Here is a 22,552-nt window from a genome sequence, read left to right on the forward strand (position 1 = left end):
GTCAGGGCTTCTTCGGCGCGCGGACGCACTGGTCAACGCCTTCGACGCAGGCACCTTCGGAAATGCGCCAACCGGTGGTGTCATTGCCCAGGCTGCACGCGGTCAGCGAAGAATCCTTGCCGCTCAACGCCAGTATCTGCTGCAGCTCACGGGCCTGGCCCAGCACCTGGCACTGCGACGTGCCGAGCAATTTCTGCAACGAAAGGCTCTGGTTCGACAGTTCATCCACCTGGAGCAACCCATCCATGTAGCCACGCTTGCTGCCCAACGCCACGAAATGGCCGACGCCGTTGTCGATCAGCCGCGGCTCGATCAAAAACAGCCGCACCGAACGACGGGTGAAGTTGGACTTGAAGCGAAACAACGCGCCCAGGTACGGAATGTCGCCGAGCAACGGCACCTTGCGCATCGACTCGTTGAGTTCATCGCGGTAGATACCGCCGATCAACAGGCTCTGGCCATGCCCCACGCGCGCCACGGTATCGACCACGGTGCGGGCGATGGTGGGAATGCCGTCCACCCCCGTGCTGTTGGGTTTCTGATTGCCGTCTTCGATGTGCAGGCTGAGGCTGATTTCCGGTTTGTCACCCAACTGGATGACGCGCGGCGTCAGCTTCAGCATGGTGCCGTAGGTGATGGGTTTGAGTTCAGCCACCCGCTCGCCGACGACTTTGACGTAGTAGGTTTCGCTGTGGTCGATCACCGCCAGGGTGTTTTCCTGGGTCAGCACGGTCGGCCGCGAGCCGACCTGGGCGCGGCCCTGGCTCTGCAACAAGGTGATTCGGGCCAACAGGTAATCCAGGCCGCGACTGTCTACCAGGCTGGCGCCGGCCTCTCGCGTGGTGCCGGGGCTGGCGTTGCCCTGGCCGCCGAGGTTCTGGCTGGTGGTGCGGATGTCGATCAACTGGCGCGGGCCAACGCTGATGCCGACACGCCAGTCCACTCCCAGTTCGGCGAGGTTTTCTGCGTTGATGTCGACAATCGACAAGCCGACTTCGATCCGCGCCGACGGACGATCCAGCGCTGTGATCAAGCGCCGGTACATCGGCATGCGGTCCTTGGTATCGCGCACGATGATGGCATTGAGCGAGGGCTCGGCCTGAACCACCGCACGCCCGGACTGTGCCGGCAACCGTGGGCTGTCCTGCCCGCCGTCGACCGACACCACATTGGCGTCACCCAGCACCCGGGCCAGGATGGTCGCCACGCCCGGCGCGTCGATGTCGTCTTCGCGGTACTTGATCCGCCGATCCTCGGCGACCGCGTACTTGAGCGGAAAGATTTCCACGGCCAGGTCGCCGGTCTTCTCACTGCGCAATGCATGTTGCTGTTCAAGGGCCATGGCGGTTTGCTCCACCAGGTCCAGGTAACGCGAAGGGCCGGAGACATACACCAGCCGCCCGCTCATGTCCGGTCGCCAGCCAAAACGCGGTTCCCAGACACCCGCCGCTTCCAGCGCCTGCCTCAACTCGGTTTCGCTGACCTGTTCCAGCTTGACCAGCCGCGACTGCATTTCGGTGGACTTGAACACATACAGAACAGCCCCGTCGTAGTACCAGATGAGGTTGTAGAGCGAGGCCATCAGTTGCAGAAAGGACTGGGGATCCTTGAGGTCGAAGCGCCCACTGACCTGATCATTGACCTTGTCACTGACAATCACCGAGCCGTCGTAGTTGGCGCCGAAATTGGCCAGCACATCACGCAGGTTTTCGCCTTGGGCGACGTAGTTGTAGGGGAGGGTTGGCCAGTCCAGATCCTGACCTTGAGCGGTCCCGGTCAGCGCTAACGCAAAGACCAGGCTCAAGCACCGCGAGACTCTCAGGGACGCCATAAAGTTTGTTTCCACTGAGGTTCCAGCCCTGCACGCAGCAGCTGCGGCTTGATCGTTTCCAGAATCCCGACCTGAGCCGCCAGCGCCCGCTCAAGTTCGTCGAGCTCAAGGGCGCCCAGCTCCAGGCGCGCCTCAAGCATCAGGTTTGACTGTTCATCGGTCGCCAACGCCTGGGGATGACGCCGGCTCCAACGAGTGACCTGACCCAGCAGGTTCAGCAACACCTCGCGATCCGCCGGGGATTGGCCCTGAACCTGCCAGTTCAACGGGCTGGACAGCACAAGGTCAGCACCCTGGCGCTGTAAAAACAGGCTATGGCCGTCGACCCGCAGGTGGTAGCGACCTGTTTTATCGGCCACAAAAGGCCCTTGGCCCGTTCGTGCGGCCAATCCAGTCAGTAAATGTTCCATGATTCCTCGGCGTATCCGGCAGTCAGGGGCTCTGCCAGTAAAAGTGGTCGTGGGCCTGGCACAGGCTGCGTTCATGCAACCAGTGCTGTACGGCGTCCGCGGCGTGCGCGTCCTCGTCAAGTTTGGCCAGCGGCTCCCACAGGGAGGCCAGCACTACCGGCACGGGCGCAAAGCCGTCGAGCTTGCCGTCGGCCAGCAACACGGCCATGCCCTGATGCCAGTTGGGCCAGGCTTCTCTGGCTCGCTCGGAGATGGCGCTCAGCGTGCGGACCATGTTCGCGGTGTCCGCTTCAGTCTTTGCCTGACAGCGGACAATGTTGGCCAACTCTTGCTGCACCAGCTGCGAATCGGCTTCGCCCACCTGACGCCAGAACTCAGCCTTGATCCGCAATTGGCGGGCCTGGGTTTCGTACTCCATCAGCGCAGAACGCCAATTGGGGATCGCTTCGTCGAACAGGCTTTCCCACCAGCTGTATACGGGCAGCAGGACCCAGTCGATCATGGCCTGGGGCGAGGCCAGGTTGATTCGGTCGCCCAGCCAGTTGCACCAGTCGTTACCTTGGGCGGTGGCCTGGCGCAGCACCAGTTGAAGGTCCCCGCGCTCAAGCGCCATTCCGCGAGCCAGGCGCTGTTGCAGCCAGCTGGACTGGAACAGCTGTTCCAGTTGCACACGCGGCAGCAGGCGCTGCAACAAGGTCAACTGTCGCGCGCTGATGATTCCCGATTCACGATACAAACTGCCTGATATACAACCTGCGGCTCTGCCCCGAGAGCGGGCATCCTGACCCACTACGGATACCCGACGGCCAGCAAAAATGCCTGCTTGAGGGGTTTGATTATGGTCTTCCTGGCTCATTCTCTGCCTTGACTATCTTGTTTCGTAGCACACCCGTCAGCGTCTTTCACTGCGACCAATCTTACTGAGGGGCAACGGACCAAACTTGCAAAAAACGTCATTTTTTTTTAGTCCGACGCTATTCTTTTCCCTGTCTGGAACGGCTGGGCGTACACCCGAAACGGCGACGATAGCTCTGGGTAAAGTAGGACTGACTGGAAAAGCCGCTTTCCATCGCGATGTCCACGATGCTCATCTCACTGTTAAGCAGTAAATGGTGGGCGTACAGGATACGCCGCTCGCTGATCCACGCACGAGGAGAAACGCCGTAGACCGAGCCAAACAACTCTTTGAACGTCGTCAATCCCATGCCGAACTCCCGAGAAAACTCGCTGAGCCGCCATTCCTTGAGATAGTGCTGTTCCATGAAGGCCTGCAACCTTTCGACATGCCGGCTGCCCTGCTGGCGCAACACCGACATCAGCGCCGGCCCCTGGGGGCTGAAGGCAAACAACATCAACAACTCTTCAACCCGCAACAACGCCAGCATGGGCGGGTGCTCATGCACCAGCAGCCCTTCAAGCCCTTTGACGCAATTGGCCAACAACGGTGTACTGGCGAACGCGATGAGACTGACCCCAGGCTCCTCCCAACGCTCTACCTCGCTCAATAGAGCACCGAAACGCTGAATGAAGTTCTGCAAAAAACCAACCGATAACGGGATCCAAAGCAAACGACAATCATGCTCGCCCGTGCTCACGACATAATTACCTCTGCGCGCAAACATTAGTTCACCCGGCATGAGACAAAGTGTCGCATTACAATCCTGAACCGTGAGCTGTCCCTCGATAAGGATATAAATCCCTTCTTCGCAGTTCGATACAAACTCAAACGTTGGGATAGACCATCGGCACAGCTTTATCTGTTTCCGGCCAAGTGTGCTGGCACCTTGCATATAATAGTGACCCCGAACCTGCACATACCGTTTGTACGCCGCCCAGGCAGGCGCCGTACGAAAACGCACCCTCTACGTACTACTGCGTGACGCTATGAACGATGATGAATTCAACGACAGTTATCATTAACGAGAATGATTGACCTGAAATTAGGTTAATTACTCTTATTTAATGAAACCCTCGCTATTTTTATATAGCCGTCGAAGTATCGGAACACTCACCGAATTCAATAAGGCAAATATTGATACAAAGTATTTCAGAGGTGTTCCGGCGTCGCCGAAACAGCGCACTTCGGATAACAAGGCAACTGTCCAAGACGCACATTCATATCGTTACCGGGTACCGCAGGTTGCCAACTTCGAGCCTGGACAGGACCGTCATCGGACCAGGCCAGTTCGCTGCGCAGCAACAGTCCGTCACCGGCCACCTGCACCGGTGTCAAACGAAAAGCAAAGTGCAACGGCAGCGCCGTCACCCGGTAGCGGGCCTGCGCAATCAGCCGCGGTTGCCCCCCGGTCAAGGCATAGAGCCGCACACTCACATAGGCCGGGCGCGTGACCGGCGATGGCGTGCGCACCTGCCCCCTGACATCAATCTTGTTTACGGGCGTTGGCGGCACACTGACACAGCCGCCCAAGGCCAAAAAAACGCTGCACAGCAGCGCCCTCATCATGGTTGACGAACCTGACGCTCATAAAGAGGGGCGGTATCGCCATCGACCAATCGCTGCAGCTGTCGCTCACTCTGTTGATCCGCACCGACCTGCGTCGCCAGCCAGCGACCCAGCTCAGCGACACTGGCGACCCCTTCCTGACGGCTGGGCACCTGACTGAGCGAGCGTCCGGCAAAGCTTCCAGGCACTTGTGCACGGTCGATCGTGGCTGCTGGTGAAATGCCAGCGCTGTCTATCTTCATGGCTCTGCTTAAACCCTCATACCGGCGGGTCTGGATATCGCCTGGGCGGCACTGTCATGTCCGGGCAGCAATTGCTGCCAGAACTCGGCGTGATCGAGCAAGTTGGCCAAGGTGGTCTCGAAGCTTTCCAGGGTCAACTCGGCCGCTGGAATCTGGGCGTACAACTGCACCAGGCCCGATTCCTCGTCAAAACCAAAATGCAGGTCGAAGCGATACCAGCGTCGATTGAAACTCGCCAGCTGCCGGAAGATTCCGTCGCCAAAGGTTTCGATTCCCGCCACGTCCGCTTCCATGACCAATCGCTCACGTCCGGCCAGCAATACCAGCGTCACGCCCAACTGATCATCAAACAGCAGGCTTGCTACCCCCTCTTCATCCAGCGACAAAGCGGGAAGGCCACTGCGATTGGCAAATTCGGCAAGCAGCCGATTGACCCTGATACTCAAATCCATGCATGTCTCCTCGAGCTAGGCGAATGCTAGCACCCGGCCATGCTGGGGTTTTGTCACTGACGGGCTTTTCTTTTAAGAAAAAAGCCACATCACTGCGGCTTTTTTCCTACAACAAAATCACATCAGGCGACGCCGGCGGCAGCACGCCACGCCTGGTTGTGGTTCTGGGTGTACTGCTGGAGCAACTGCAGCATCTCTTTCATGAAGTTGGCGTTGTAGCTCAACTGGTCTTCGACCTTTTGCTTTTCGCTCTGGGCAACCGACGCTTTGACTTCATCTTCCTTGGCATTGGCCTGGATAGCGGTTTGCTCGACTTGCACCGAGGTGTTGGCCATCTGCCCGAGTGCCTGATTCACGCCATTGATGCTTTGCAGCTTGGCATTGCGGTTATCCACACCCTGCCCGGTCAGCTTGAGCGTACTGGTGTCCGCCGTCTGGTCCTTGGCCCAGATCTTGCCGATTTCGATGCGATCGGCGTCCGAGGTTTTGCCCAGCGACTGCATCTTCGCGTCGATCAGCTCGTTGCGCCCGGCGATGTTTTTCTCCAGCATTTTTTCCTGGCTGATCGCCTTGCCGTTCTTGATCGCGCCGATGGCACCGGTAATCGCCGACCCTACGGCCATCACCCCGGAGATCACCGCCATGGCAATCATCAACTTGGAACCGGCGCGCATTTCGTCCACCTGGGATTTCTGCGCGTTGATGATCGAAGTGTTCTCGCTGTCACGCTGCATGATCCCCAGCTCGCGAGCCTTCTGCGCGATGCGAAACAGCAGCACCATCAGTTCCACGCTGCCATTGAGCTCACTGCTGACCTTGCTCAGACCGCCAGCGTTGAGCCCCTGGCGCGGTGCAGGCAGGTCGACGCCCTGACCCTTTTTCGATTCGCCAACCGGGGCCGTGCCCGCGCTGTGGACCGTTTCGCCCTTTGCTGCCGATTGGGTTTTTTCCAATGGCTGGGTGTTGCCGATCGGGTTCGTCCCCTGAGCGGCATAGCCTTTGTCAATATTCATTGATGTGCTCCTCAGATAGCCGCAGGACGGCTGGATAGGTTATGCAGGCTGTCGCCCTTGGCATTGATCATCTGGAAAATCAGCTCCATGACCTGCAAAAAGGACTCGACCATGCGGCTGAGCTCTTCCTTGAGTTTGTCCAGAACCGTCTGGAACTGGGTGAGCTGGGAACGCGCCTCCAGGGCATCGGCCTGTTTGTCAGCAGCCTTGGCTTGCAGCGCCGAGTGGGTGGTTTGCGCCACACCGTTGGCGACATCCAGGGTCACATCGGAAATCTGCACGCCAAGCTTGGCGCCATGGGAAATCGACTGGCTCGCGACATTGCCGAACTTGCTCCCCAAATCCGCCACTTTACTGGCGAGGCTGGCAGTGAGTTCGGCAGCCTTGCCACCGATTTTCGCCCCCAACTTGGCGACTGCCCCGACGGCAGCCCCCCCAAAACTGGCTACTGCAGCGATCACGGCGATGGCGATTTCAATCCCCATCAGAGCCGGTCCGAGCTTTTCCATCACTTCTTTGCTGATCAATCCGTCTTTTGCCGCTTGCTGTACCGACTGGGAAACGATGCCCATGACGCCACCAGCGATCATCAGTGCACCGACGGCCGCACCGACGCCCGTCGCGATCATGATTGCGCCGACGATGATCGATGCAATGGCGCTGATCCAGCCAAAAATCTTGCTCACCAGACCAGACTTCTGGGCTTCTTTCGCAGCCTCGGTCGACTCTTTGATCTTCTTCTGGTTTTCTTCCATCTTTTGCAGGTTCTGCTCACGCGCCTGCTTGATTTCTTCGAGCTTGAGCTTCTTCTGCGTGGACTCCAGTTCACCGGTCAGCTTGGCCAGTTCAATCTCGAAATCTTCCACCGAGCTGAGCCGCGCTACCCCAAGCCGTGTGGTTTCGGCGATAAACCGCTGGGCCAGCACACTGTCCTGACGCACGGACTGCACCAGGCGGTTGATATCCGTCCGAGTGCTGGCCTCCAGACGCTGCTGACTGGCCGCCAGCGGCGCTGTCAGTTGCACACCTTGAGACGAAGCGGCTGGGCGGCCATCCGCCTCGACCCGGGTGACCGTGAGTGCATCCCCCCCTCGGCCATTGCGCGGCGGGACCACCGGGTCGTTCGCAAAAACGTTCCCCGTGGTCAGCGCAACGCGATCAAACGCTATCGGATTCATTGTGTTGATCCTTTCTCGCTAATACGGCTTCCAACATGGCGCCGGCACGTTCGGCCAAAACCGAATGCGCCGGCTGTGCTGCGGCCAAGGCCTGAGCCGAGTAGAAGCCACTCTCGGCCCCGTCGAGATCACCCAGTTGCAGGTGACACTCGCCAGCATGAAACGGAAATCTGGGCTCGTTGATGTCGATCAGCGCGCCATAACTGAAGCTCTGCAATGCCTGCTCAAGCTGCCCCATGGACTGCCGGCATGCGCCCAGGCCCAGGAAGAACCGAACGTCGTAGTGATCAAGCATGCACAGCGATTGAAAGATCTTGTGGGCGTCGTCCCACTTGCCGGCCTGGTATTGATTGAACGCCAGGGAATAGAGCTGCTCCAGGCTGTCGCTGGAGATGTTCTTGAGCATGGCCAGCGTGCCGCCATCGCGCAAAAACGCCTCCAGTTCCTTCTCGTATTCCTCAGACACATCGTGTTCTTGCTGGCTCATCAACCGTTCCTATATGGCATTTAAAATGTCGCGCATCATGCTGTCGTACTTCTGAACGAATCGGTTCAAGGCCTCGATGGCCGAGTTGTAGCGAGAGCTGACATCGTTCAACAGCGTGGTTTTTTCACTGACTTTGTCGTTGATCGGTCGGGAGCGATCGCCCACCGTCGTGGCGAAGTTGGCGATGGGGTTGTTCTCGTCCTTGAACTCATACTTGTTGAGCAAGTCACCGGGCTTCATCGCCCCACTTTCCTTCGGTGCGCCACTGAGGAAACTCTTGATGCTCAGCGGGTTGCCGGCGCGGTAGGTGTCGAGCCCTGTCAGCAGTTTGTATTCCGCGCTGGCCCTGCCAGGTCTTGTCGTCGGGGTAGCCGTACAAGGTGCGATCGAACAGGTTGAGTCCCGGCTCGATTACGATCTCTTTTTTGGCGGCCAGATTCGCGTTGATCTGCGACTGGATCTTGCTGTAAATGTTGAGTTCGGCGGTCAGCAACTTGAGGTCATCGCGCAGCGCGGTGCGCTTGCCGTCCTGTATCAGCAGAACCTCTTCATAAACGCCCCGGACGTCATCGTCGATCCGGTCACTGGTCAGCCCGAAATGCGCCTTGGCCAGGAACTCTTTCAACGGCCAGGGCTGTCCCGGCTTCGCATCGGCGTACTGGTTGATCAGTTGTTTGACCGACTCGAGCCCGGACTTGAGCTGCAGCTCATACAGCCCGCCCGTGGTGTTCGGTTTGGGCGGCAGGAAGTAAGCCAACAGCTTTTCGACCTGGGCTTGCGACAAGGTCTGCCCGTCATGGGTAAAGGTGACATTGCGACTGCTGATCAGCTCCTTGAGCGCTTTGAGGGCTTCGGTTTCGCGCCCGCGCAGTTGGTCGTCGGGAGTTCTCTGCAGCTCGGTCAGAAAAGCCGACAGGTCTTGCCGGTAAAGCCTGATATCCATAAGGGTTCCTTACACCAGAAGTCCACGCATCGACGCCGGACGACGCAGTCGTTTTCCTTCATCGGCAACCGGTGGACGGTTGATCCGCATCCGCTGCACTTCCTGCAACAGTTCCTGTTCCGCTACCTGGACCAGCGCCTGATCCTGTGACCGAAAGACCCGGTCACAGACCTCATCGGGCAGCCCGAGGCCCTCCCACATTTCCGTGAGCAAGCGCGCGCGATGATCGTTGTCATCAATGGCCTGCTCGGCAGCCTGTAGGGTTTTGGCGTAGGTTTCGTCGTACATGTCCATGGCTCCTATAGTAGGGACAGGGCGCCTGGCTTCCTGTCAGGTACGGTCGATTTTTTGTCGTTTTCTCATTGATTGCAGCGAACACACTCGCCCGGCCGCCAATTCGAACCAACCGGGCTGCGGCTCGGCGGCACCGGTCCAATGGCGATAGAAACGCGCCATCCGCGCGCCATCCAACGGGCTGCCCGCCATCGCCTGCACCTGACCGTACAGACACGCCTGCGGCCCCAGCACCGCGAGGACCGCATCGGCCAGCACATACAGCGCCGCAAAGGAATTGCCCAGGCCATGGCGCCCGTCGGCACGGCGCAGCATGACGATCCAGACCCGCGCACCTTCACAGCGCCAGGCCAGTTCGCAGCCGCCATGCACAAACTTCCAGCCCAGCGGCAGTGCGCTCTGGCGCAGAAAGTGCGGATGGATGTCATAACCCCGCGCTTGCAGCCAGTCGGTCAACGGGTCGCTGGTCATAACGAAACCCGGCCCAACGGCTGGATGTTGATCTGCTGGGTCAGCTCCTGATACGAGAGCACCGGCAAGCCGTAGTAGTCGCCTTCAATCAGCTTGCGCACGTAGCGGCGGATGTCCATCGAGACGATCAGTACTGGTTTGCTCTGCATCTGCGAGAGGTCGCCGACGGTCTGCCGGACTTGTTCGAGGAAGGATTGAGTGACGGCCGGGTCCAGCGCCAGATAGCTGCCGGCACTGGTCTGGCGGATGCCGCCACGAATCTGCTCTTCCACCAGTTGGTCCAGCAGATAGGCCGGCAGGATGTTGTTGCCGCTCGAATATTTGTAGCAGATGTAGCGCTTGAGGCTGCTGCGGATGTACTCGGTCAGTTGCACCACATCCTTCTCTTTCTGACCCCACTCCACCATGGCCTCCAGAATCGCCCGCAGGTTGCGGATCGAGATGTCCTCGCCCACCAGGCGCTGGAGAATTTCGGTCATGCGCTGCAACGGAATAATGCGCTGGGCTTCCTTCACCAGTTCCGAATAGCTGTGCTCCATCTGCTCCAGCAGGTAACGGGTTTCCTGGATACCGATGAAGTCTTCGGCGTACTCGCGCAGCACGTGGGACAAGTGCCAGGTCAGCACCTGGTCCATGCTCAGGAACGCGCAACCGGATCGCTCCAGCCGCCCCTCATGCTCGGCGCCGACCCACAATGTCGGCTGACCCGGCAGCACCGGTTCGCCTTCTTCGAACGGCACGCCTATCAGTTCCAGCTGGCTGGCCCGTTCCTGCACCAGCAACCGCGCACTGCGCAAGCGTCCACGGGCCACCGGCACCTCTTGCAGCTGAATCAGGTACTCGCCGTCCTTCAAACCTTCATTGAAGCGCAAGTGGATGCCCGGAAACGGTACGCCAAAGTCCAGGTAGAGCGCTCGGCGCACCCGTACCAGCTCGTCATTGAGGGCGAACGCTTCCAGCTCCTGCTGCATGCTCGCGTCCACATCGATCAGCAGGGGCACGGTCATGGCGAACTCTTCCTTGTCCCCCAGCCGCGTGCCCTTGGGCTTGTTGCCCGACGGCTTGGCTTTGGGCTTGGCCGAAGACGCGGCACCCGCGCCTTGCGCCAACAAGGTCGGCAAGTCCCTGGGGTTGTCCTCGGCCGCCAGCCCGCGCTGACGCAACAGCATGAAGTAACCGCCCCCGCCCACCAGCGCTGCCAGCAGCATGAAGGTCACGGTCGGAAACCCCGGAATCAGCCCGAACAACACCAGCAGCACACCGCCGATCAGCAACGCCTTGGGCTGCGCCACGACCTGGTCGCCGATGTCATTGCCCAGGTCCGAGGTGCCGTCCGACGAGTCCCGGGTCACGATGATCCCGGCCGTGATGGCGATCAACAGGGCCGGCACCTGGCTGACCATGCCATCGCCGATGGTCAGTACCGAATAGAGCTGCAACGCATCGCCGGCGCTCAGGCCCTTCTGGGTCACGCCGATGGTTATACCCGCCAGAATGTTGATGAAGATGATGATCAGGCCGGCAATCGCATCGCCTTTGACGAACTTCATCGCGCCGTCCATCGAGCCGAACATCTGGCTCTCTTTCTCGATCACCGCCCGCCGGTCACGCGCCTCGTTGACGTCGATGACGCCGGCCCGCATGTCGCCGTCGATACTCATCTGCTTGCCGGGCATGGCGTCCAGGGAGAACCGCGCACTCACTTCGGCGACGCGCTCGGCGCCTTTGGTGATCACCAGGAACTGCACGATGGTGATGATCAGAAAGATGATGCAGCCCACCACCAGGTTGCCGCCCACGACAAAGTTGCCGAACGTGTAGACGATCTGGCCGGCGTCGGCCTCCAACAAAATCATCCGCGTGGTACTGACCGACAACGCCAGCCGGAACAACGTGGTAATCAACAACACCGCCGGGAACACCGAGAACTGCAACGGTGAGCTGATGTAGACCGACATCATCATCAACACCACGGACACCGTGATGTTGATCGCAATCAGGATGTCCAGCAGGAACGGCGGCAGCGGCAGGATCATCATGAACACGACGGCCAGCAGCATCACCGCCAGCATGATGTCCTGGCGCTCGCCCACCCGCCTCAGAAAATCAGAGAGCTCCTTCATGGGACTCCCGCTGGCCCAAAAACCGTTCGAAAGCGACGCGTGCATCGGCGATTCGCCCCTGTAACTGGCACGCACGGCTGACACAGCCCCACAGCGCAAGGTCGTCCTCGCCTTCGGCCAACAACCGGTCGCACTGACGCTCCGCCAGTTCGCCCTCCTCCAGCTGCAACAATGCCACCACCAGCGCCCGACGCGCTTGGCGGTGGGCCGGTTCAACGGCCAGCAAGGCCTCAAGAAAAATCCGCGCACGACCTGGCTGGCCGCACTGCAACTGTAGCCAGCCGAGCAGTAGCAGCAGGTTGTGCTGTACCGGTTTCAACATCATGGGGGTCATACCTTGTGCAGCAAATGGAGGGCCATCTGCAGCAAGTACTCATCTTCGCTGCGCGCTTGCAGCAGCGCCGACACCGCCTGGAACTCGGGCGCATCGGATGAAGAGACCTGCTGCTTGAGGTCTGTCAGGGCCTGGCGAAACGCCTGTGGCCGGAGCAACTCGTGAAAGCCCTCGTGGGGACAGGCAAACGCCAGCAAGCGACGCCCGGCGAGGTCCGCCGGGTAGAGATTGTCGAGGTGGGCCTCAATGGAGTGGCCGTCGGGTGGCAGCACATAGCGCTCGGGCAAGCCCGATGCCTGATGCTGATCGCCGACTTCGGTCAGGTGCTCGATGCCGATGTGTGGGGCGCTGATCCGACTCACTGCTCAAGCACCGCGTGGCGCGCCGAGCTCAAGGTACGAAACGCCTGATGCAACACCGGGGCGGTGACGCGGCGCTCGTCCAGGGTAATCAGCAACAACAGGCGCGTGTCGGCCGCCCACCCGCAACGCAACGGCAACTCCGGCCCGGTACGGCTGAACGTCAGCGCCAGGGCACGAATCACGCCTTGGTGAACCTGATGCCATTCCAGGTCCACGGCCAGCCATAGGGTCAGTTTGCGATCATGCTGTTCGAGTTGCAGCGTGCCGGTTTCCTCGAACTCCAGCTGAATCAGCGCCCCCGCCGGGGCCGGTACGGCCACCCCCAGGTCCTGACAAAACTGCGCCAGTGCTTGGTCAATCCAGTGCATGTCGTTTACTCATTGTGCTCGCCATTCGTCTTCTTCCTGGTCGATGGCCAGGTCCAGCGCGAGCTGACAGGCATTGAGCAGGTTCTGACGCTGCTCCTCATCGGTAAAAATTTCCGTGGGGATCAGTCGGATCAGGCGCTTGATCTCGCGAAAGAAATGGATCTGGCGCGCAGCGTCCTTGATCGCCAGCGGCACGATCAGTCGCTGCACGTCCTGAACATTGGCCCAGCGCTTGTCGATCAGGCCGATCAGCCCGCCCATCAGGTCAGAAGGCCCGTATGCCATGGCCTCGTTCCCCCGTTACCAGTGCCTGCCACAGTGCATTGACCTGATCCGACATGCCCGTCAGCACCCGCAGCTTGTGCATGTCGCTCATCACCCGTTCGAGCTTGATCGGGTCGAGCCGGGTCTGCTGACTGTCGAGGTCGGCGCTCAAGGCTTTCATCAAGAACCCCGTCACGCCTTCGAGCGTCGAGCTGCCGAAGCGCGCATGAATGTCGTTCCAGGCCGCGGCCAGGCCGCGATAGTCCATGACGGCATCGCGGTAGGTGTCGCGCAGTGACTGGATATCGCCGATCCCCTGCTCTGCCGCTTCCTTGGCCAGCGGCCCGATCTGCAAGCCCAGTTCAATGGCGTGGCCATGTTCCTGGGCCATTTCCAGCAGCGCCTGGTCAATCAGCTCGACCATCGCCCTGGCATCGGTCTTGCCGGCCAGTTCCTGGCGCGCATGGGACAGGGCGACAAACTGATGACTGATCTCGCGGGAGAACCCCTTGAGGTAAGCCTTGAGCTGCGCCAGGTTGTTCAACTGCCCGCTGCCGAGGTGCGCGACCAAGGCTTCGAGTTTTTGCTGGGACTCCAGGTCCGGGACTTTCTTGAGGTACTCCTCGAGCATCTCGAGGATTTCACTCAGCCGCGCCTGGCCATCGCTGACGCTGCGCTTGGCCAGCGACTTCTCGACCCGCTCGGAGAACACGAACGTCAGCTCTTCCGCGGAGTCGGCCATGGACTGGCTGGTGGAAATGTACTGCACACGCTCGCCCTGGAAACTGCCGGTCAGCCGGCTGTCGCGCGCAATGGTCGGTTCGGTCTGTCGATCCGGCAACGACGCCGCAGGGACGACACTCTGAATATTGGCCATAGGGGCACTCACTTGCAGACAACGGTGGTGTGGGTGCCATTGTAGAAATTCGGCCGCCGGGGCCTCTGCCAAAATCGGTCGCATTTTTTTAGGCCTTGCGCCAACCAATTTCTAAAAACTTGCGACCGGGACTGAAATTACCGAAGCGGCCCTTTATCTATAGTGGCCACCAGTCCTACACCCAAGCCGACCATGCACCTCTCACTCGAACACATCACCGGCCAGATGCAGCAGGCCATCGATAAATGTCGGCTGATTCAAATTCGCGGCCGGGTCACCCAGGTCACTGGCACACTGCTCAAAGCGGTGGTGCCGGGTGTGCGCGTGGGCGAGCTGTGCCAATTGCGCAACCCGGATCACTCGCTGTCGCTGATGGCTGAAGTTATTGGTTTCCAGCAGCACCAGGCGCTCTTGACCCCGTTGGGTGAAATGCTCGGCATTTCCTCGAACACCGAAGTCAGCCCGACCGGCACCATGCACCAGGTCGGCGTGGGCGATCACTTGCTGGGCCAGGTGCTTGATGGCCTCGGCCAGCCGCTCAACGGCATCAGCCTGGGCGAACCTGCAGCCTGGTATCCGGTGTACCGCGATGCGCCCGACCCCATGAGCCGCAACCTGATCGAGCGACCGATCTCCCTTGGCGTGCGCACCATCGACGGCCTGCTGACCTGCGGTGAAGGCCAGCGCATGGGGATTTTCGCGGCGGCCGGCGGCGGTAAAAGTACGTTGCTGGCGACCTTGATGCGCAGCGCGGACGTCGACGTCATTGTGCTGGCGCTGGTCGGTGAGCGGGGGCGTGAAGTCCGCGAATTCATCGAGTCCGACCTCGGGGAACAAGGCCTCAAACGCTCGGTACTGGTGGTTGCCACCTCGGACCGGCCAGCCATGGAGCGCGCCAAGGCCGGGTTTGTCGCCACCACGATTGCCGAGTACTTCCGCGACCAGGGCAAACGCGTCCTGCTGCTGATGGACTCGGTCACGCGGTTTGCCAGGGCTCAGCGCGAGATCGGCCTGGCTGCGGGCGAACCGCCCACCCGACGCGGCTATCCGCCCTCCGTATTCGCCGCCCTGCCCCGGTTGATGGAGCGCGCCGGCCAATCGGACAAAGGCTCCATCACCGCGCTGTACACGGTGCTGGTCGAAGGCGACGACATGACCGAGCCGGTGGCGGATGAAACCCGTTCGATTCTCGACGGGCACATCATCCTGTCGCGCAAGCTGGCCGCGTCCAACCATTACCCGGCCATCGACGTGCTGCGTTCGGTCAGCCGGGTGATGAACCAGATTGTGAGCCCTGAACACCGCAACGCCGCCAGCCAGTTGCGCGAGTGGCTGGCCCGCTACGAAGAAGTCGAGTTGCTGCTGAAAATCGGTGAATACCAGAAAGGCCAGGACCTCGTGGCCGACCGTGCCATCGAAAAAATGGACGCGATCCGTGCCTGGTTGCGCCAGGGCACCCACGAACCCAGTGACCTGCCGCACTGCCTTGAACAACTCGCGAGCCTGACCCGATGACCCTGCCCACCTTGCTGCGCATCAAGAGCCTGCGTGTCGAGCGCGCCGAACAGGAACTGCAACGCCAGGAGCTGCGGGTCGCCGAGGTACACCGCGCCCATGAGTCCGCGAGAGCTGAACACCTGGAGTACCGACAGTGGCGCCAGACGGAAGAAACCCGTTTGTTCGACCTCTGCAAGGCTGAGCCCATGAACCGTAAAAAGCTTGAGCAATGGCAGCAACAGGTTGCACGCCTGCGGGAAAAGGAAGCGGCACTGGAACAGACCATTGCCGAGCACGCCCAAAACCTGACCCAAGAACGCGAGCGCCTACGCCTGAGCCGGCGTCAGTTGCTGGAGGCTCAGCAGCAGGTCGAAAAATTCAACGAATTGAACCGTCACGCCCTCGCCGAGGAGCGGATGTTGCTTGAGTTCAAAGAAGAACAGGAGCTCGAAGAGTTCCGTCGTGTCGAGGCCGTTTCATGAGCAGAATTTCCCCACCGGACATCACGCAGGATGTCCTTGCACGTTCACCGGCCCCGGCACCCGTGGCCGCCGACAAGAACCGCCAGGCCGAGTTCGAACGGGCGTTGAACAGCAAACCTGATGCGGGCGAAAAGCGCCGTGCCGACGCTCCGCGCAAGTTCGACATCCGCGACCCGGGCAAAACGCCTCGAGACTCTTCGCGCCCACTGGACGATGACGCCGAACAGGCTGAGCCATCCACAGCCACCGACCGCGAACCTATCCGCCGACCGCACCTCCCAGGCACTGGGCCGGAAACCGCCGCGCCTGATGAAAAGGCCACACAGGAGGCCCCCGTCGAAAAGCCCGAGACTGGCCAACCCGATGAACCTGTCGCGCGTCCCGAGCCCGAACAACCGCCCACGCCCCAGCCTCCCGTGGGCATTGTCACGGTGCCACCGCCATTGACGGACCGTCCAAAAACCGGAACAAGCCACCGCGACAGCGCCACGACGGCCGTGAAAAACCCGGAACAGAATCTGCCGGTCATGCTGGGCGCACCCGCCACCGGTTCAGCCCCCGAAACGCCCTCGGACCAACACGACACCTCCGGTGAGCGTGACGAACAGCCGCCCTTCGACTCACGGGCCGAGGACCCGAAATCCTCTTCGACCATCGGCCAGACCCCGGGCGACAAGCTGCTGGCACGCCTGCTGAACACCACCGAGCAACCGCAGTTCAGCAAAGACCTCGGCAAACTGGTGCAGACGCTGCAACTGCACATCCAGGCCGGCGTTTCCCGTGATGGCAGCACCACGCTGCTTCAGGTGAACCTGGCGCAACTGGGACAGGTCGATGTCCAGCTCGCCCATTCCCGCGGGCACCTGCACGTCGAAATCCAGGCCAGCCCCGGCAGCCTGCTGCAACTGCAACTCGCCCGTGGCGACCTGATGGAACGCCTGCAACGGCTGAACCCCGGACAACCGATCCAGTTGACCTTTACCCAGCATCAACACGGGGGCGACCAGGGTTCACGGCAGCGGCGGCACGTGTATGACGAGTGGGAGCAAGACTCATGAGCAGCCTGATGCTTCCCCGCGCTGAAGCCTCGGAACTGGCCCTGCAACAAAAAGTCAGTCGTTGCCGCAGTCGCTACCCGCTCGCGAACGGTGAAGCCCGGTTGACGATCCTGCCGCAACCCGACGAACCGGACGTGCTGTTGAATGTTCACTGGCAGGGCCTGGCGCTGCGCTGGCGGTGCCACAGCGCAGCCCTGGCCGGATGGCTTGAGCCCCACCTGCAAGAAGCGGCGTTCAGCAGCCTGCCGGCGCCGCTGCAACTGGCCTTGCTGGAACTGGAAAGTGCGGTGTTGCCGGGGCTGATCTGGAAAAGCATTCAACCGTGCCGCCCCGAGCCTGGCACGGGGACGCCCACGCTGGCGTTGACGCTGTCACGCGGTGCGCAACGACTGGTCATCTGGCTCGACGGTGACCCAAGCGCGCTGCTCGCTTTCGTACCCGCTCGCCCCTTGGCGGAACTGACGGCGGTTGCGCTGCGGCTTTCGCTGCAATGGGGCCCGGTCTGCCTGCTCCCCACGCAGTTGCACTCACTGGCCACGGGTGACCTTCTATTGCTGCCGGCACGCCACGACGCCACCAGCCCCTTGCTCGGTGTGGTCGAAGACCGCCCCTGGGCACGATTTCGCCACCACGACTCTCAACTGGAACTGCTCGCCATGCACAACGATGCGCCCCTCGAAACCACCCACGATCTGGCCAGTCTTGATCAGCTCCCGGTCCAGGTCAGCTTCGAAGTGGGACGTCAGACCCTCGACCTGCACACCCTCGCCGCCCTGCAACCGGGGTCGCTGATCGACCTGGCCGCCCCGCTCGAAGGCGAGGTGCGAATCCTGGTCAACCAGCGTTGCCTGGGCGTGGGCGAGCTGGTGAGTATTCAGGACCGCCTCGGCGTACGCGTCACCCGCCTGTTGCAGGACCTGCCCGCATGATTCAACTGCCTGACGAACTCAGCCTGATCTTCGGGCTGGCGCTGCTGGCGTTGCTGCCGTTCATTGCGGTCATGGCCACGTCATTCATCAAGATGACCGTGGTCTTCTCGCTGCTGCGCAACGCCTTGGGCGTGCAGCAAATCCCGCCGAACATGGCAATGTACGGGCTGGCGATTATCTTGAGTCTGTACGTGATGGCGCCCGTCGGTTTCGCCACCCGCGACTACCTGCGCACCCATGACGTCAGCCTGAGCAAGACCGAATCCGTGGAACAGTTCCTCGACGAAGGCATGGAACCGTACCGGGCCTTTTTGAAGAAACAGATCCAGGCCCGCGAACACGCGTTCTTCGTCGACAGCACCCGGCAGGTCTGGCCGAGCGAGTACGCGGACCGGCTCGAACCCGACAGCCTGCTGATCCTGCTGCCGGCCTTCACGGTCAGTGAGCTGACCCGCGCCTTCGAAATCGGCTTTCTGATTTACCTGCCCTTCATCGCTATCGACCTGATCATCTCGAACATCCTGTTGGCGATGGGGATGATGATGGTCTCGCCGATGACCATTTCCCTGCCGTTCAAACTGTTGCTGTTTGTCCTGCTCGACGGCTGGGCGCGGCTGACCCACGGCCTTGTCATCAGTTACGGAGGCTGAGGGTGAACAACGCCGAAATCCTCCACTTCACCAGCCAGAGCCTGTGGCTGGTGCTGATCCTGTCCATGCCCACCGTGCTCATGGCCGCCGCCGTCGGCACCCTGGTGTCGCTGGTGCAGGCGCTGACCCAGATCCAGGAACAGACCCTGGGTTTCGTCGCCAAGCTGATCGCCGTGGTCGTCACCCTGTTTGCCACGGCTGGATGGATGGGTAACGAACTCTATGCCTTCGCCGAACTGACCCTGCTCAAGATTCCCCTCGTGCGATGAGCATTCAGGACCTGCAACAGCTCATGCTGGCGTACACCCTGCTGCTGCCCAGAATCATCAGTTGCTTTGTGGTCATGCCGATCCTGAGCAAACAAATGCTCGGCGGTGGCCTGATTCGTAACGGCGTGGCCCTGCTCGCTGGCGCTGTTTGCCTACCCGACTGTCGCCGGCACGCTGCCCATGACGCTCGACGGCATCGACCTGGCCATGCTGATCGGCAAGGAAGTGTTGCTCGGCCTGTTGATCGGGTTTGTCGCCACGATTCCGTTCTGGGCCATCGAGGCGACCGGTTTCATCATCGACAACCAGCGTGGCGCGTCCATCGCGTCCACGCTCAACCCGACCCTGGGCAGCCAGACCAGCCCCACCGGCCTGTTGCTGACACAAACCCTGATCACCCTGTTTTTCTCCGGGGGCGCGTTTCTGACGCTGATCGGCGCGCTGTTCCAGAGCTATGTCAGTTGGCCGGTCGCGACCTTCTTCCCATACATCGGCAGCCAGTGGGTGGACTTTTTCTACGCTCAGTTCGGGCAACTGCTACGCCTGTGCCTGCTGCTGGCGGCGCCCCTGCTGATCGCCATGTTCCTGGCCGAATTCGGCCTGGCCCTGATCAGCCGCTTCGCCCCGTCCCTGAACGTGTTCATCCTCGCGATGCCGATCAAGAGCATCGTCGCCAGCCTGCTGTTGGTGATTTACCTGAACGTGTTGATGGAACACGCCTATGACAGCCTGCTAATCGCACTCGACCCGCTGAGCCAACTGCGCCCGGTACTGGAGACACCATGAGCGCCGAAAAAACCGAACAGCCCACGCCAAAGAAACTCCGCGATGCGCGCACCAAGGGCCAGGTAGTCAAAAGCAAGGAAGTGGTGTCCACCGCACTGATCCTGTCGTTGATCGCCACGCTCATGAGTTTTTCCGAGTACTACATGGAACACCTGGGGCAACTGATGCTGATGCCCGAGACGTACCTGAACCTGCCTTTCGGGCTGGCGTTGCAACTGATGGTGGAAAACCTGTTCCAGGAGATGGTTTACCTTTGCCTGCCGCTGTTGGCCGTCGCGGCACTGGTGGTCATCGCGGCGCACTTGGCGCAGTACGGCTTCCTGCTCAGCGGCGAGTCGATCAAGCCCGACCTGAAAAAGATCAACCCGGTGGAAGGCGCCAAGAAGATTTTCTCGATCCGCAGCCTGGTGGACTTCCTCAAGTCGATCATCAAAGTGGCCCTGTTGTCGTTGCTGGTGTGGACAACCCTGACCGGCAACCTGGATTCCCTGATCAGGCTGCCCGGCTGCGGCATGGGCTGCATCGCCCCGGTGATCGGCCTGTTGCTTGAGCAATTGCTGCTGGTCTGCGGCGTGGGGTTCGTGCTGATCTCGGCGCTCGACTATGCCTTCGAGCGCTACCAGCACAACAAGCAATTGCGCATGAGCAAGGACGAGATCAAACGCGAATACAAAGAGATGGAAGGCAGCCCGGAGATCAAAAGCAAGCGGCGTCAGTTTCACCAGGAATTGCAGTCGAGCAACTTGCGCGCCGACGTCAAACGCTCCTCGGTGATTGTCGCCAACCCCACCCACATCGCCATTGGCATTCGCTACGTGAAGGGCGAGACGCCGCTGCCGGTCGTCACCTTGAAACACACCGAGGCGCTGGCCCTGCAAGTACGGCGTATCGCCGAGGAAGAAGGCATCCCGGTGTTGCAACGCGTGCCGCTGGCCCGGGCGTTGTATCAGGACAGCCATGTCGACCAGTACATCCCCGCCGACCTGATCCAGACCACCGCCGAAGTCCTGCGCTGGCTCGACAGCCAGCAACAGACACCGCCCCCGGCGTTGTAAAACGCCCTCGGCTTGCCCTAATGCCAGTCAGTTAGAGAACGAAACATGTGGGAGCGAGCCTGCTCGCGAAGGCGTCGGCACATTCAACATCAATGTTTGCTGACCCACCGATTTCGCGAGCAGGCTCGCTCCCATAAGGATTTCACTTAACTGACAGGCATTACGGCTTGCCCGGGCTTTTTTTGCACCAGCAGGCAACGCCGCGCCGATCCTGCGGTCAACGCAGGCGGGCTCACAGGCGCACCTCATGTGTCCCCTCCTGAAAGCCACGCATCAAAGCCCTGCCCGCACCGTCGGGTGATTCTTTTCACACCCCCATCCAAAGGACTTCGGATGCTTGAACTTGTCGCTGCGTTTATCTGCCTCACCACGCTTCTCACTTACGTGAATTTCCGCTTCATCGGCCTGCCCCCGACCATCGGCGTGATGGTCACCGCGCTGATGTTTTCCCTGCTCTTGCAGGGCCTGAGCTTTATCGGTTACCCAGGACTCGAAGAACATGTGCAACAGCTGATCGGCAAGATCGACTTTGGCGATCTGCTGATGAACTGGATGCTGTCCTTCCTGCTGTTTGCCGGCGCCCTGCACGTCAACCTCAGTGACTTGCGCAGCTACCGCTGGCCCATCGGCCTGCTCGCGACCTTCGGCGTACTGATCGCCACGTTCGTGATCGGCAGCCTGGCGTACTACATTTTTGCCCTGTTCGGCTGGCAAGTGAGTTTCCTGTACTGCCTGCTGTTCGGCGCGTTGATCTCACCCACCGACCCGATTGCGGTACTCGGCGTGTTGCGGACCGCCAATGCGTCCAAGCCGCTGAAAACCACCATCGTCGGCGAGTCGCTGTTCAACGACGGCACGGCTGTCGTGGTGTTCACCGTGTTGCTGGGCATCGCACAACTGGGCGAAACCCCGACCGTCAGCGCCACCGCCCTGCTGTTTGCCCATGAGGCGATTGGCGGCGTGGTGTTCGGCGGCCTGATCGGCTACCTCGTGTACCTGATGATCAAGAGCATCGAGCAGCACCAGATCGAAGTGATGCTGACCCTGGCGCTGGTGATCGGCGGCTCGGCGATGGCCACCGAACTGCATGTGTCCGCACCGATCGCGATGGTCGTCGCCGGTCTGATCATCGGCAACCTGGGTCGCAACCTGGCGATGAACGACATGACCCGGCGCTACCTGGACGGTTTCTGGGAACTGCTCGACGACATGCTCAACGCCTTGCTGTTTGCGTTGATCGGCCTGGAACTGTTGCTGCTGCCGTTCAACTGGCTGCACTTGCTGGCGGCGAGTTTGCTGGCCGTGGCGATCCTGCTTTCGCGGCTGCTCACCGTGGCCCCGGCCATCGTGCTGTTGCGGCGCTGGCGCCCGGTGCCACGCGGCACCATCCGCATTCTCACCTGGGGTGGCTTGCGCGGTGGTGTGTCGGTGGCGCTGGCCCTGGCCTTGCCGCTGGGTCCGGAGCGCGACCTGCTGCTGAGCATCACCTACATCGTGGTGCTGTCCTCGATCCTGTTGCAGGGTCTGAGCATCGGCAAACTGGTCAAGCACGTGACCAAGGACGACCCAGCACCCGCCGCACAGGCCGGGCAGCACTGATCACTTCTTGATCTTCTGCGGATCAGCCTTCCCGGGCTGCATTCCTTTTCTGGCGCGGGAACGATAAATCCCAGGTGTTCATCAGACCGCCTTCGCGAGCAAGCCCGCTCCCAC

Annotated in this window: 28 protein-coding genes and 1 pseudogene; 9 read left to right on the forward strand and 20 right to left on the reverse strand. The window is 60.8% G+C overall.

The window, feature by feature from the left end:
- Position 1: 1 nt before the first annotated feature.
- From sctC to sctW, 20 genes are all read right to left on the reverse strand, one after another.
- Positions 2-1,831, reverse strand: coding sequence for a type III secretion system outer membrane ring subunit SctC (gene sctC, locus AABM54_RS24395; protein ID WP_347902465.1), 1,830 nt, complete (start codon positions 1,829-1,831; stop codon positions 2-4).
- Positions 1,819-2,241: a YscB family type III secretion system chaperone gene (locus AABM54_RS24400; RefSeq protein WP_347902466.1), complete on the reverse strand. Its 423-nt coding sequence runs from the start codon at positions 2,239-2,241 to the stop codon at positions 1,819-1,821. The genes sctC and AABM54_RS24400 overlap by 13 nt, the downstream gene beginning before the upstream one ends.
- Before the next feature lie 22 nt (positions 2,242-2,263).
- The gene (locus AABM54_RS24405; protein WP_347902467.1) at positions 2,264-3,097 is read right to left on the reverse strand and encodes a T3SS regulon anti-activator ExsD domain-containing protein; all 834 of its coding nucleotides are present in this window, start codon (positions 3,095-3,097) and stop codon (positions 2,264-2,266) included.
- Between the two features lie 118 nt (positions 3,098-3,215).
- On the reverse strand, positions 3,216-4,031 hold the full coding sequence (locus AABM54_RS24410; RefSeq protein WP_347902468.1) for an AraC family transcriptional regulator: 816 nt from the start codon (positions 4,029-4,031) through the stop codon (positions 3,216-3,218).
- A gap of 257 nt (positions 4,032-4,288) precedes the next feature.
- Complete coding sequence (locus AABM54_RS24415; RefSeq protein WP_347902469.1) at positions 4,289-4,705, reverse strand: YscW family type III secretion system pilotin; 417 nt, start codon at positions 4,703-4,705, stop codon at positions 4,289-4,291.
- Entirely contained in the window at positions 4,702-4,947 is a 246-nt protein-coding gene (locus AABM54_RS24420) for a T3SS regulon translocated regulator ExsE family protein (RefSeq protein WP_347902470.1), read from the reverse strand. Before AABM54_RS24420 ends, AABM54_RS24415 begins: the two co-directional genes overlap by 4 nt.
- 8 nt (positions 4,948-4,955) lie before the next feature.
- Positions 4,956-5,399, reverse strand: a complete 444-nt coding sequence (locus AABM54_RS24425; RefSeq protein ID WP_347902471.1) for a type III secretion system chaperone — start codon at positions 5,397-5,399, stop codon at positions 4,956-4,958.
- Positions 5,400-5,521: 122 nt separating this feature from the next.
- The gene (locus tag AABM54_RS24430) at positions 5,522-6,412 is read right to left on the reverse strand and encodes a YopD family type III secretion system translocon subunit (protein WP_347902472.1); all 891 of its coding nucleotides are present in this window, start codon (positions 6,410-6,412) and stop codon (positions 5,522-5,524) included.
- Positions 6,413-6,423: 11 nt separating this feature from the next.
- Positions 6,424-7,590: a type III secretion system translocon subunit SctE gene (gene sctE, locus AABM54_RS24435; RefSeq protein WP_347902473.1), complete on the reverse strand. Its 1,167-nt coding sequence runs from the start codon at positions 7,588-7,590 to the stop codon at positions 6,424-6,426.
- Entirely contained in the window at positions 7,571-8,077 is a 507-nt protein-coding gene (locus AABM54_RS24440) for a SycD/LcrH family type III secretion system chaperone (RefSeq protein WP_347902474.1), read from the reverse strand. The genes sctE and AABM54_RS24440 overlap by 20 nt, the downstream gene beginning before the upstream one ends.
- A gap of 9 nt (positions 8,078-8,086) precedes the next feature.
- Positions 8,087-8,404 carry a virulence-associated V antigen gene (locus tag AABM54_RS24445; RefSeq protein ID WP_347906292.1) on the reverse strand — a complete coding sequence of 106 codons (318 nt, stop codon included), beginning with the start codon at positions 8,402-8,404 and terminating at the stop codon, positions 8,087-8,089.
- Complete coding sequence (locus AABM54_RS24450) at positions 8,304-9,020, reverse strand: virulence-associated V antigen (RefSeq protein ID WP_347902475.1); 717 nt, start codon at positions 9,018-9,020, stop codon at positions 8,304-8,306. The genes AABM54_RS24445 and AABM54_RS24450 overlap by 101 nt, the downstream gene beginning before the upstream one ends.
- A 9-nt stretch (positions 9,021-9,029) precedes the next feature.
- Complete coding sequence (locus AABM54_RS24455) at positions 9,030-9,308, reverse strand: LcrG family type III secretion system chaperone (RefSeq protein WP_347902476.1); 279 nt, start codon at positions 9,306-9,308, stop codon at positions 9,030-9,032.
- 42 nt (positions 9,309-9,350) lie between these two features.
- Positions 9,351-9,785: an LcrR family type III secretion system chaperone gene (locus tag AABM54_RS24460; RefSeq protein WP_347902477.1), complete on the reverse strand. Its 435-nt coding sequence runs from the start codon at positions 9,783-9,785 to the stop codon at positions 9,351-9,353.
- Complete coding sequence (gene sctV / locus AABM54_RS24465; RefSeq protein WP_347902478.1) at positions 9,782-11,908, reverse strand: type III secretion system export apparatus subunit SctV; 2,127 nt, start codon at positions 11,906-11,908, stop codon at positions 9,782-9,784. The genes AABM54_RS24460 and sctV overlap by 4 nt, the downstream gene beginning before the upstream one ends.
- Complete coding sequence (locus AABM54_RS24470; protein ID WP_347902479.1) at positions 11,892-12,233, reverse strand: tetratricopeptide repeat protein; 342 nt, start codon at positions 12,231-12,233, stop codon at positions 11,892-11,894. Before AABM54_RS24470 ends, sctV begins: the two co-directional genes overlap by 17 nt.
- A gap of 5 nt (positions 12,234-12,238) precedes the next feature.
- Positions 12,239-12,604 (reverse strand): YscX family type III secretion protein, encoded by a 366-nt coding sequence (locus AABM54_RS24475; RefSeq protein WP_094949073.1) that lies wholly within the window; start codon positions 12,602-12,604, stop codon positions 12,239-12,241.
- Positions 12,601-12,972 carry a type III secretion chaperone SycN gene (gene sycN, locus AABM54_RS24480; RefSeq protein WP_347902480.1) on the reverse strand — a complete coding sequence of 124 codons (372 nt, stop codon included), beginning with the start codon at positions 12,970-12,972 and terminating at the stop codon, positions 12,601-12,603. The genes AABM54_RS24475 and sycN overlap by 4 nt, the downstream gene beginning before the upstream one ends.
- Positions 12,973-12,981: 9 nt before the next feature.
- A complete protein-coding gene (locus tag AABM54_RS24485) occupies positions 12,982-13,257 on the reverse strand; it encodes a TyeA family type III secretion system gatekeeper subunit (protein WP_347902481.1) in 276 nt (91 codons plus the stop codon).
- Positions 13,238-14,113: a type III secretion system gatekeeper subunit SctW gene (gene sctW / locus AABM54_RS24490; RefSeq protein ID WP_347902482.1), complete on the reverse strand. Its 876-nt coding sequence runs from the start codon at positions 14,111-14,113 to the stop codon at positions 13,238-13,240. Before sctW ends, AABM54_RS24485 begins: the two co-directional genes overlap by 20 nt.
- Before the next feature lie 192 nt (positions 14,114-14,305).
- Between sctW and sctN the strand changes: the two genes are divergently transcribed.
- The 9 genes and pseudogenes from sctN to AABM54_RS24535 all read left to right on the forward strand — a co-directional run bounded on the left by sctN (position 14,306) and on the right by AABM54_RS24535 (position 22,438).
- A complete protein-coding gene (sctN, locus tag AABM54_RS24495; RefSeq protein WP_347902483.1) occupies positions 14,306-15,628 on the forward strand; it encodes a type III secretion system ATPase SctN in 1,323 nt (440 codons plus the stop codon).
- The gene (locus AABM54_RS24500; RefSeq protein WP_347902484.1) at positions 15,625-16,092 is read left to right on the forward strand and encodes a YscO family type III secretion system apparatus protein; all 468 of its coding nucleotides are present in this window, start codon (positions 15,625-15,627) and stop codon (positions 16,090-16,092) included. The genes sctN and AABM54_RS24500 overlap by 4 nt, the downstream gene beginning before the upstream one ends.
- Positions 16,089-17,150: a type III secretion system needle length determinant gene (locus tag AABM54_RS24505; protein WP_347902485.1), complete on the forward strand. Its 1,062-nt coding sequence runs from the start codon at positions 16,089-16,091 to the stop codon at positions 17,148-17,150. Before AABM54_RS24500 ends, AABM54_RS24505 begins: the two co-directional genes overlap by 4 nt.
- Entirely contained in the window at positions 17,147-18,079 is a 933-nt protein-coding gene (gene sctQ, locus AABM54_RS24510) for a type III secretion system cytoplasmic ring protein SctQ (RefSeq protein ID WP_347902486.1), read from the forward strand. The genes AABM54_RS24505 and sctQ overlap by 4 nt, the downstream gene beginning before the upstream one ends.
- On the forward strand, positions 18,076-18,729 hold the full coding sequence (sctR, locus tag AABM54_RS24515; protein ID WP_094949080.1) for a type III secretion system export apparatus subunit SctR: 654 nt from the start codon (positions 18,076-18,078) through the stop codon (positions 18,727-18,729). The genes sctQ and sctR overlap by 4 nt, the downstream gene beginning before the upstream one ends.
- Positions 18,730-18,731: 2 nt before the next feature.
- On the forward strand, positions 18,732-18,998 hold the full coding sequence (gene sctS, locus AABM54_RS24520) for a type III secretion system export apparatus subunit SctS (RefSeq protein ID WP_347902487.1): 267 nt from the start codon (positions 18,732-18,734) through the stop codon (positions 18,996-18,998).
- Positions 18,995-19,784: pseudogene (gene sctT, locus AABM54_RS24525) on the forward strand (type III secretion system export apparatus subunit SctT). The gene sctS and the pseudogene sctT overlap by 4 nt, the downstream one beginning before the upstream one ends.
- Entirely contained in the window at positions 19,781-20,839 is a 1,059-nt protein-coding gene (gene sctU / locus AABM54_RS24530) for a type III secretion system export apparatus subunit SctU (RefSeq protein ID WP_347902488.1), read from the forward strand. Before sctT ends, sctU begins: the two are co-directional and overlap by 4 nt.
- A gap of 333 nt (positions 20,840-21,172) precedes the next feature.
- Positions 21,173-22,438, forward strand: coding sequence for a sodium:proton antiporter (locus tag AABM54_RS24535; protein WP_347902489.1), 1,266 nt, complete (start codon positions 21,173-21,175; stop codon positions 22,436-22,438).
- The last annotated feature ends 114 nt before the right edge of the window (positions 22,439-22,552 follow it).

It is taken from the genome of Pseudomonas purpurea (assembly GCF_039908635.1).
GTDB classification, from domain to species: Bacteria; Pseudomonadota; Gammaproteobacteria; order Pseudomonadales; family Pseudomonadaceae; genus Aquipseudomonas; species Aquipseudomonas purpurea.